This is a genomic window from Flavobacterium fructosi, from assembly GCF_042787335.1.
GTDB lineage: Bacteria > Bacteroidota > Bacteroidia > Flavobacteriales > Flavobacteriaceae > Flavobacterium > Flavobacterium fructosi.
In genome coordinates this window covers 261105-271343 of record NZ_JBHZQA010000005.1, presented here as the reverse complement: position 1 = coordinate 271343, position 10239 = coordinate 261105, and the positions used below count along the sequence as shown (strand labels likewise).

The 10239-nt window shown below is 30.5% G+C and carries 11 protein-coding genes; 6 read left to right on the top strand and 5 right to left on the bottom strand.

The features are described 5' to 3' along the window. Positions 1-985 precede the first annotated feature (985 nt). Genes ACFX5D_RS10465 through rnr form a run of 3 tightly spaced genes read right to left on the bottom strand, consistent with a single transcriptional unit; the run spans position 986 to position 4566 of the window. A complete protein-coding gene (locus tag ACFX5D_RS10465; RefSeq protein ID WP_379858137.1) occupies positions 986-1666 on the bottom strand; it encodes a LysE family translocator in 681 nt (226 codons plus the stop codon). Between the two features lie 37 nt (positions 1667-1703). Next, complete coding sequence (locus tag ACFX5D_RS10460) at positions 1704-2369, bottom strand: head GIN domain-containing protein (RefSeq protein WP_379858136.1); 666 nt, start codon at positions 2367-2369, stop codon at positions 1704-1706. Positions 2370-2373: 4 nt separating this feature from the next. Then, positions 2374-4566 carry a ribonuclease R gene (gene rnr / locus ACFX5D_RS10455; RefSeq protein WP_379858135.1) on the bottom strand — a complete coding sequence of 731 codons (2193 nt, stop codon included), beginning with the start codon at positions 4564-4566 and terminating at the stop codon, positions 2374-2376. A gap of 119 nt (positions 4567-4685) precedes the next feature. Here rnr and ACFX5D_RS10450 point away from each other — a divergent pair, with 119 nt between their 5' ends. Continuing rightward, the gene (locus tag ACFX5D_RS10450) at positions 4686-4919 is read left to right on the top strand and encodes a DUF2007 domain-containing protein (protein WP_379852633.1); all 234 of its coding nucleotides are present in this window, start codon (positions 4686-4688) and stop codon (positions 4917-4919) included. Between the two features lie 752 nt (positions 4920-5671). After that, a complete protein-coding gene (gene rpiB, locus ACFX5D_RS10445; protein ID WP_379858134.1) occupies positions 5672-6100 on the top strand; it encodes a ribose 5-phosphate isomerase B in 429 nt (142 codons plus the stop codon). 8 nt (positions 6101-6108) lie between these two features. On the opposite strand, the gene ACFX5D_RS10440 is transcribed toward rpiB, so the two are convergent. Further along, positions 6109-6387, bottom strand: a complete 279-nt coding sequence (locus ACFX5D_RS10440; RefSeq protein WP_379858133.1) for a DUF1294 domain-containing protein — start codon at positions 6385-6387, stop codon at positions 6109-6111. A gap of 118 nt (positions 6388-6505) precedes the next feature. Between ACFX5D_RS10440 and ACFX5D_RS10435 the strand changes: the two genes are divergently transcribed. From ACFX5D_RS10435 to ACFX5D_RS10425, 3 genes are read left to right on the top strand one after another with little or no spacing between them, the layout of a single operon-like run. Then, positions 6506-8629: a Tex family protein gene (locus ACFX5D_RS10435; protein WP_379858146.1), complete on the top strand. Its 2124-nt coding sequence runs from the start codon at positions 6506-6508 to the stop codon at positions 8627-8629. Between the two features lie 48 nt (positions 8630-8677). After that, positions 8678-8908 (top strand): DUF433 domain-containing protein, encoded by a 231-nt coding sequence (locus ACFX5D_RS10430; protein ID WP_379858132.1) that lies wholly within the window; start codon positions 8678-8680, stop codon positions 8906-8908. After that, positions 8905-9153, top strand: a complete 249-nt coding sequence (locus tag ACFX5D_RS10425) for a DUF5615 family PIN-like protein (RefSeq protein WP_379858131.1) — start codon at positions 8905-8907, stop codon at positions 9151-9153. Before ACFX5D_RS10430 ends, ACFX5D_RS10425 begins: the two co-directional genes overlap by 4 nt. 171 nt (positions 9154-9324) lie before the next feature. Here ACFX5D_RS10425 and tatA read toward each other — a convergent pair whose 3' ends face one another. Continuing rightward, on the bottom strand, positions 9325-9504 hold the full coding sequence (gene tatA / locus ACFX5D_RS10420; protein ID WP_379858130.1) for a twin-arginine translocase TatA/TatE family subunit: 180 nt from the start codon (positions 9502-9504) through the stop codon (positions 9325-9327). Between the two features lie 331 nt (positions 9505-9835). Between tatA and ACFX5D_RS10415 the strand changes: the two genes are divergently transcribed. Further along, positions 9836-10216, top strand: a complete 381-nt coding sequence (locus tag ACFX5D_RS10415; protein ID WP_379858129.1) for a peptidase — start codon at positions 9836-9838, stop codon at positions 10214-10216. Positions 10217-10239: the final 23 nt, after the last annotated feature.

The following is a 10239-nucleotide window of genomic DNA, read 5'->3' as shown; positions in this document are numbered from 1 at the left end:
AGGGTTCGAATCCAGACACAACTTTAATCTTTCAAAGCAATTTGGAGGTTTTTTTATGGCTAATTTTCAGGAAAAATTAAGTAAAGATAGGGTTCGAATCCAGACACAACTTTAATCTTTCAAAGCAATTTAAAGGTTTTTTTATGTCAAATTTTTAGGTAAAATTAAGTAAAGATAGGGTTCGAATCCAGACACAACTCTAATCTTTCAAAGCAATTTGGAGCTTTTTTTATGTCAAATTTTTAGGTAAAATTAAGTAAAGATAGGGTTCGAATCCAGACACAACTCTAATCTTTCAAAGCAATTTGGAGCTTTTTTTATGGCTAGTTTTTAAGAAAAATTAAGTAAATACAGGGTTCGAATCCAGACACAACTTTAATCTTTCAAAGCAATTTGAAGGTTTTTTTATGTTTAATTTTTAGGGAAAATTAGGTAAAGATAGGGTTCGAATCCAGACACAACTCTAATCTTTCAAAGCAATTTGGAGGTTTTTTTATGTCAAATTTTTAGGAAAAATTAAGTAAAGATAGGGTTCGAATCCAGACACAACTTTAATCTTTCAAAGCAATTTGGAGGTTTTTTTATGGCTAATTTTTAGGAAAATTAAACACCTACTTGCATTTTAAACCATTAAGATATTTCTCAATAAGCTTAATATTTTAAAAATTAAATGTTTCATAATATTAACTCGACGAAACATTAAAAATTAAAGATAATATCAATCAGACATAGAATTTATTAGAATGTTTTTTTTAAACTTATATGCCTCATATCTTTATAATTTCAAACCATATAAGTCTTACAAGTTAATACAAAAAGTAGTGAATATTTGTCATTCCGACGAAGGAGGAATCTCATTTTAATAGATCTGTTTTTTGTTAGTTTTATACTTAATCGAAAACGATAATTTTTAAGATAAAAAAAACCTAAATCGGAATATTTTTATCCAATTTAGGCTTTCTTTATTTTTGAATTAAAAACTTCTTTACTTATTTTCTATTTTTTCGAAGGCATTTTTTACCATTTCTTTTTCTTTTGGAAACCAACCTTGGGTAATTAAAACGACACCAAAAATCATTAAAACAATACTTATTCCTTTTTTGATTTTAAGAATATTAGTAGGTGTCAATTTATTTTTTAACTGTTTGGCTAATAGAATTTTAATACAATCAATAAATAAATAAGATAAAATCACTGTTGTAAAAAAAGTCATCATTCTGGAAGTTTGCATTTCCAGTTTTGGTCCAACAGAAATAATAATTGCCAACCAAAAACCAAGAACACCAATGTTAATGATATTTAAAAAAAATCCTTTTACAAAAAGATTTCCATAATTCTTCTTTATAATCTCCTTGTCAATTATATCCGTATTTACCTTTTCTTCTTTTTTTAATTGTATAAAAGAAATAATACCATAAACTAACATCAATATTCCTCCAAAAATAAAAAGAGCCGGCTTATCTTTTAAACTTTGAATCAGTCTATAACTTCCTAAATAAGCAATTCCTATAAAAACAATATCACCACAAATTACACCTAAATCAAATACTAATGCCGCTCGAAATCCTTTTATAATACTGGTTTCCAGTAAAATAAAAAAAACAGGACCAATCATAAAACTTAAAAAAATTCCCCACGGAATACCGGATAAAATATCGTTTATCATTAAAATTTAAAATTTATCAAATAGAATTGCAAAACTATTATTTTTCCATGATAGTTCCACCAATGAAAACTTCTTTATTAATTTGCTTCGGTTTTCCGTAAATATAGACAGAGCCTCCAGCTTTGACTTTTGCATCTACTAATGTAGTAGCATTGATTTCTGCATTTCCTCCAGCAGAAACGCTTATTGAGGTTTGTGTCGTATGTAAATCCTTTGCCTTTAGAACTCCTCCAGAAGTAATAACAACATCTTGATTTAATGCTGTTCCTGATAATTCAATTATTCCACCAGCATTAGCTTTTACATTCACTTTATCAACATTTATGTCAATTTTAATAACGGCACCTGATTTTGAATTTAAATTCAATATGGTTTGTTTAAAATCAGTTTCACTTGAAACGTAGCTTCCTTCACTTGCGCTTATACCTTCAATTTTTTTAAAATATAACTTCACTATAATATCATCACCTGATAATAATTGTGGAAAAGGCATTCTAATTTTGAGAATACCGTTTTTATTCACCACTTCTACTTCATTCGCTCTATTTCCTGTAATGATTGTTTTATTTTCTGAACCAGGAATCAGTTTTAAATTGATTTTGTCAAATACTCGTACTTCATCAAAATCTCCTAAGTTTCTAGTTAACTGCGCATTTGTAAATTGGCTTAATAATACAACTGCAATAATGACTAATTTTTTCATTTTTTTATTTTATTGGTTCTTCAATTCTTCGTAAAAAATTAAAATCCAGTTGTTTTTTCACTAAATCGGCGTTTTTTACTTTAACGTAAATTTCATCTCCTAATTGTAATAATTTTCCGGAAGTTGCGCCAGTTAATGCATATTGTTTTTCGTCAAAGGTGTAGTAATCGTCTTTTATATCGCGTATTCTACACATTCCTTCACATTTATTTTCGATAATTTCAACATAAATTCCCCACTCAGTCACACCAGAAATTACACCCAAAAATTCCTGATCCTGATGATCTTGCATGTACTTTACCTGCATGTATTTTATAGAATCTCGTTCCGCATTTGTTGCTAAACCTTCCATCGTGGAAGAATGAACACATTTCGTTTCATACGTTTCTTCATCTGCCGATTTTCCGCCGTCCAGATAATGCTGCAATAATCGATGCACCATTACATCGGGATAACGACGAATTGGTGATGTAAAATGAGAATAATATTCAAAAGCTAAACCGTAATGCCCAATGTTATCGGTAGAATATTTGGCTTTACTCATACTTCTAATAGCAAGAGTATCAATTAAATTCTGTTCTTTTTTACCATTCACTTCTTCCATCAAAGCATTCAATGATTTTGAAATATCACCTTTGTTTCTAAAATCAATTTTGTAACCAAACTTTGCAATTAAAGTTTGCATGGCAATCAATTTATCTTCATTTGGTTCATCATGAATCCTGTAAATAAATGTTTTCTTTTGTTTTCCAATGAATTCCGCTACTTTTCTATTTGCCAAAAGCATGAATTCTTCAATCAGATGATTGGCATCTTTTGATACTTTAAAATAAACACCTTGAGGTTCTCCATCAGCATCTAAATTGAATTTTACTTCCACTTTATCAAAAGAAATAGCACCATCAGCCATTCTTCTTTTTCTGAAAATTTTAGCTAATTCATCCATTTTTAGCGTCGCAGCAACGATTTCTTCCGAAACTTTATACGAACTACCAGTTATAGAAATTTCTTCTGGAATAACGTCATCTTTCGTTTCTATAATGTACTGTGCCTCTTCGTAAGAGAATCTTTGATCCGAATAAATTACCGTTCTACCAAACCATTGATTGACTACTTGCGTGGTTTCTGTTATTTCGAAAATAGCAGAGAATGTATATTTTTCTTCATTTGGACGCAACGAACAAGCAAAATTTGATAATACTTCAGGTAACATTGGGACTACTCTATCCACTAAATAAACCGAAGTTGCTCTTTGATACGCTTCATCATCAAGGATTGTTCCTTCTTGAAGATAATGGGAAACATCAGCAATATGAATTCCAATTTCGTAATTGCCATTCTCTAATTTTTTGAATGATAAAGCATCATCAAAATCTTTGGCATCTTTTGGATCAATCGTAAAGGTCAATGTATCCCGCATGTCACGACGTTTAGCAATTTCACTTGCTTCTATCGATGTATCAATTTTTTGTGCAAACGTTTCTACTTCTATAGGAAATTCTGATGGTAATCCGTATTCAGCAAGAATAGCATGAATTTCGGTATCGTGTTCTCCTGGTTTTCCTAATACTTTTATTACAGAACCAAAAGGACTATCGGCTCTGGCTGGCCAATCTTCGATATGAACCAAAACTACATCTCCTTGTTCCGCCTCGCCTATTTTATCTTTTGGAATAAAAATATCAGTATACATTTTAGGATTAGCTGTTGAAACAAAAGCAAAATTAGCTTGAATGTCAATTACACCAACAAAGTCGGTTTTATTTCTTTCAATTACTTCAATTACCTCACCTTCCGGTTTTTTACCTTTTCTTTTGTTGTAAACATATACTTTTACAATGTCTTTATCTAAAGCGTGATTCAAATTATTTGTTGGAATAAAAACATCTTCTTCCAGTTCAGAACAAACGAAATATGCTGTCTTACGACCAGTCATATCAATTTTACCTTCGTAATAATCTTTACTTACTGCTTTAACTAAATATTTTCCGGGTTCTGATTCGATAATTTTATCTTGAGAAGCGAGAATTTTCAAATCTTTAATAATTTGATTTCTACTTTGGGTATCATCGAGTTCTAGCTTTGCTCCTATTTGTTTGTAATTGAATGCTTTATTAGCACTTTGCGATAATATTTTTAATATTTTATCAGAGAAATCTTTCTCTTTTTTTATCGGCTTTCTTAATCTTTTACTCATAGATCTTTTCTTATAAGCTATAAAATTACGAAATAGTTAATGGTTATCAATAAATGGTTAATAGAATTAAAGAAAATATAACTTTAAAGAATAGTTGTATCTTTATAAAAACGATTCAAATGGAAGACTTTCAAACCATTGCTATTTTTAATTATTCACATGAAATTGTTGTTCTAAAACATATTTTAGATCAGGAGGGAATTCATTATTTTTTCGAAAACGAAACCACACTAGCGGTTGCTCCTTTTTATTCTGCAGCGTTAGGTGGTATTAAACTAAAAGTCCATCCAAACGATTTTCAAGCGGTTCAAGATATTTTAGACAATCTGAATAACAATCTTAGAATTGTTTAATTCATTCGTAGCGTTTACAATTCTTAAACTTGATTTAAAATTTTTTAAAACTTAAATGTTATCAACATATATTAATATAAACAAAAAGAAAAATTAAATTTAAATTATTTTTTGGTTGTTATTATAGCTTGTTAATAATGGCAATAAATTTATTTTAAAATGTATTGAAATGAAGTTTTAGGATGTTATATAGAGTTATCAACATACTTATTTTATAGTAAAGGTTTAGTTTTAAAGCGGTTTTGAATTTTAATTAACAATGGTTAATAATGTAAAACGAATCAGTTTTGTAAATAAGTATTTTATAATTTTTTGTTAATAAACTACTTTTTTATAATGATAACTATTCTAAAAATTCACCAAACAAAATTTGGATTTCTAATGTGGGTTTTGGATTACTTATTTTTTGGTTACAACCCAAAAAAACTTCTAATATTCTATCTAAAGTTATAAACAATCTATGTTAATTTAAAGTTAACTGAATATCAAGCAATTGCGTTTGACTATTAACAATGTAAAAAATTAACAATTTTATTATATAATCTACATTGATTTACAGTCAATTGTAGATTTAATAGAATTGTTAATAAAGCCTAATCTAATAACAATCTGATAGTTAGATAATCTGGAGCACACTTTAATTTTAAGAACTAGTTTAGATTGAATGACGCTATTAAAGAAAGCGAGAATTAAATTCAACAAAACTAAATTTCTTTATATAAATTTGCAGCACACAACTTAACTTATTACAAATGAAAATCTCTATAGGAAACGATCACGCCGGACCAGAATACAAAAAAGCAATTGTTGAAATGCTTAAAGCAAAAGGACATGAAGTAACTAATTACGGAACTGATTCTATAGATAGTGTAGATTATCCTGATTTTGCGCATGCTGTTGCAAATGACATAACGGAAGCAAAAGCTGATTTTGGAATTATTATTTGCGGAAGTGGAAACGGAATCGCTATGGCAGCCAACAAACACCAGAAAGTTCGTGCCGCTTTGTGCTGGATCAAAGAAATAGCAACTTTGGCTCGCCAACACAATAATGCTAATATAATCAGTATTCCAGCTCGTTTTACTTCTATACCTCAAGCAGTAGAAATGGTGGATACTTTCTTAAATACTGAATTTGAAGGTGGAAGACACCAAACAAGAGTGGATAAAATTAGCTGTTAAGATTTATTTTAAACGAAAATTTTTTCATAAAAATAGAACACAACAATTCCAATTAAAATTTGGATAAATACAATTCTGTAAAACTTAAAGAGATAATATTTTTTAGATATTTTATGACGAAAAATATACATGGCTAATGCCGAACCAATTGTACCTCCAACAGCAGTGAATGTTAAAAGGGTTTCTTCGGAGATCCTTTTTTTTTGCACAATCGCCAATCGTTTGTCATAAGCGGTAATTATAAAAGCTAAAATATTTAAGGTCAAAAAACTATATAATAAAGTCATAATTGATATAAATTTGAAGTTAAAAGCTATTATTTTAGCTAAAAATTAATTAGACAATTTCATTTTTTCTAATTAAAACTTTTTCAGATTAATGCATTTAAAATTATCTAATTACAGGATGACCAATATACAATTTATAGCTAAGCATGTTTCGACGGAAGCAATTAATATTCAAAATACAGTTCAATTATTAAAAGAGGATTGTACGATTCCGTTTATTTCCCGTTATCGAAAAGATACAACCGGAAATCTGGATGAAGTTTTTATTGAACAAATTGCCAAATTCCAAAAGGATTACGAAGTTATTGTAAAAAGGAAAGAAGCTATTTTGAAATCTATTCTGGAACAAAATGCGCTTAGTCCGGAATTAGAAAAAAAGATCCAAATCAGTTTCGACTTACAGGAATTAGAAGATTTTTATTTACCCTATAAAAAAAAGAAAAAAACCAAAGCCGATGTCGCTCGCGAAAACGGATTAGAGCCATTAGCCAAAATCATTATGGCGCAAAATAATGATGATGTCGATTTTATTTCTACCAAATATTTGAATGTAAATGTAATTAATGAAGATGCTGCGCTGCAAGGTGCGCGCGATATTATTGCCGAATGGATTAATGAAAATATTTATGTTCGAAAACAACTTCGAAGATTGTACGAACGTAAAGCAGCTATTACAACAAAGGTAGTAAAAACAAAAAAAGACGATGAAGGCGCACAGAAATTTAATCAATATTTCGATTGGTCAGAACCGTTGACTAAGGCACCATCGCACCGATTATTAGCGATACTGCGCGCAGAAAATGAAGGTTTTATTAAGTTTAAAGTAGAAGTAGATACCAACGAAGCCTATGATATTATTGTTGCGTTAGTTTTAAAAAGTCAAAATAAAACCACGCCACACGTACAGTTGGCGATTGAAGACAGTTACAAACGATTGTTGAATCCGGCAATTTCCAATGAAGCTTTGCAGGAAGCCAAAGTTAAGGCTGATGCGAATTCGATTCAGGTTTTTGCGACTAATTTAGGACAGTTATTATTGGCACCGCCTTTGGGTGAAAAACGAATTCTAGCGATTGATCCAGGATTTAGAAGTGGTTGTAAAATCGTTTGTCTAGATGAAAAAGGCGATTTATTATACAATGAAACGATTTATCCGCATACACCCCAAAAAGAGGAAGCGATGGCGATGAAAAAAATTCGTTCGATGGTAAATTCGTATAAAATTGATGCTATTTCAATAGGAAACGGAACGGCTTCGCGGGAAACCGAATTCTTCATCAAGAAAATAGCTTTCGACAAACCGGTACAAGTTTTTATCGTTTCCGAAGCTGGTGCATCCGTTTATTCCGCATCTAAAATTGCGAGAGAGGAATTTCCTAATTATGATGTAACGGTTCGTGGCTCGATTTCTATTGGGAGACGACTTTCTGATCCGTTGGCCGAATTGGTAAAAATTGACCCGAAAGCTATTGGCGTAGGCCAATACCAACATGATGTTGATCAAAATAAGTTAAAACAAGAATTAGATAATACGGTGATTCGTTGCGTGAATTCAGTGGGGATAAATATCAACACGGCGAGTAAACATTTGTTGAGTTATGTAAGTGGAATAGGAGAGAAGCTGGCCGAAAATATTGTTCAATATCGTTCTGAAAACGGTCCTTTCACCGATAGAAAACAATTGAAAAAAGTACCGCGATTGGGTGAAAAAGCGTACCAACAAGGTGTGGCTTTTATCCGAATTTCGAATGCCAAAAATCCTTTGGATAATTCAGCAGTGCATCCGGAAGCTTATGGAATTGTAGAGAAAATGGCCAAGGATTTGAAATTAACGGTCAATGATTTGATTGCCAATGCAGCAAAAACGAGTTTAATAAAGCCAGAAAATTACATCACACCCGAAATAGGTTTGTTGGGATTGAAAGACATCATCAAAGAACTCGAAAAACCAGGATTAGATCCTAGAAAATCAGCTAAAGTATTTGAATTTGACCTGAATGTAAAAACCATAAAAGATGTAAAAACCGGAATGATCTTGCCGGGAATTGTCAATAACATTACCAATTTTGGTTGTTTTGTCGATATTGGAGTAAAAGAAGGCGGCTTAGTTCACATCTCACAACTTAAAGCAGGTTTTGTTAGTGATGTCAATGAAGTAGTGAAATTACACCAACACGTCCAGGTAAAAGTAACGGAAGTCGATGAAGACAGAAAACGAATTCAGTTGACAATGGTTATTTAGCGAGGAATCAAAAAAATTGATTAAAATTGAATATTAAACAAATCAATTATGGAAAATTGGCAAAAATACATTAGTATAAATCCAGAAATTAGAAGTGGAAAACCTTGTGTTTCTGGTACCAGAATTACAGTTTCAGATGTGTTATCTTATTTAGCAGCGGGAATGTCGATGGAAGAAATTATTGCAGATTTTCCAGCCTTAGATAAAGAAAAAATAATTGAAACACTTTCATTTGCGGCTTATCGAGATAGTATTACTAAAATTACTTTTGCATTGTGAAGTTATTATTAGATGAAAATTTGTCTTGGCGAATGATAAAACAGCTCACGCCAATTTTCACAGAAGTTATTCACGCATCAGAATTAAAAATTAAACAACCTGCGGATGATATTTCTATTTGCGATTATGCCAAGAAAAATGGATTTACAATCATAAGTAAAGACGATGATTTTGAGAAAATTGTGCTTTTAAGAAAAGCACTACCCAAGCTAATTTATCTTAAAACCTATAAACTAGAGCCCTAAAAATTAGTCGATTTAATCCTAGAAAATAAAGACAAAATAATCGAATTTGTTAATTTTGATGAAAAGCACATTTTCGAAATTTATTCCAATTAGTTTAGAGGTAAATCTAGCTGATAATGATAATTTAAACCATAAAAAAAAAGGCTTTTCAAATTATGAAAAGCCTTCTTTTTATTTTGTTTCTTCTTCTTCTTCTTTTTTATCAGCTGGTTGTCCGTCTTTAGCTGCGTTTTTGAATTCTTTAATTCCGCTTCCTAATCCTTTCATTAATTCTGGAATTTTTTTACCTCCAAAAAGTAATAAAACAATCGCCAATATAACAAGGATTTCTGTAACACCTAATCTTCCCATGATTGAATAATTTATGCCGAAGCAAATTTGTAATAAAAACTATGGACAAAGATAATTATAATAAATTAATAGGAACTCATTTTAAGGCAATTATTTGGTTTTGCCAACGTTAAAAATTTATTAAAATATATTTACTGTTTTGAAAAAAGCGTTGAAAGTATACAAATACTGTCAATAGCATTAATTGTTTATATTTGTTCAATAATCAAATTATATGTCCAAGAAAAGACAAAAACGGAAAATAATTAAGGAAAATTTATTCAATAAAAGACGTTTAATAATTCTAAACGAGGATACTTTTGAAGAGACCTTTTCTTTAAAACTCACATTGATGAATGTTTTTGTATTTGCTACTTTGGGAGCGATAATTATTATAACGGTTACCACTTTTATCATTGCTTTTACGCCGTTGCGCGAATTTATTCCGGGATATTCTTCTTCTAAATTAAAAAAAGACGCGACTCAATTAGCTTTAAAAGCGGATTCTTTGTCATTTGCATTGAAGAAAAATGAAGCTTATATCAAATCAATCCAAAAAGTATTAACCGGGGAATTGGAGTTTGCTAAATTCAATAAAGATTCCATCCTTGCCGCAACTGAAGAAGTTTCTTCTCCAGTAAATTTATCCCCTTCAAAAAAGGAAATTGATTTAAGAGCGCAAGTGGCTAAAGAGGAAAAGGGCGCTATTTCTAAAAAAATAAAATCTAAGTAAAATAATAGTATTTATTCTTCTAA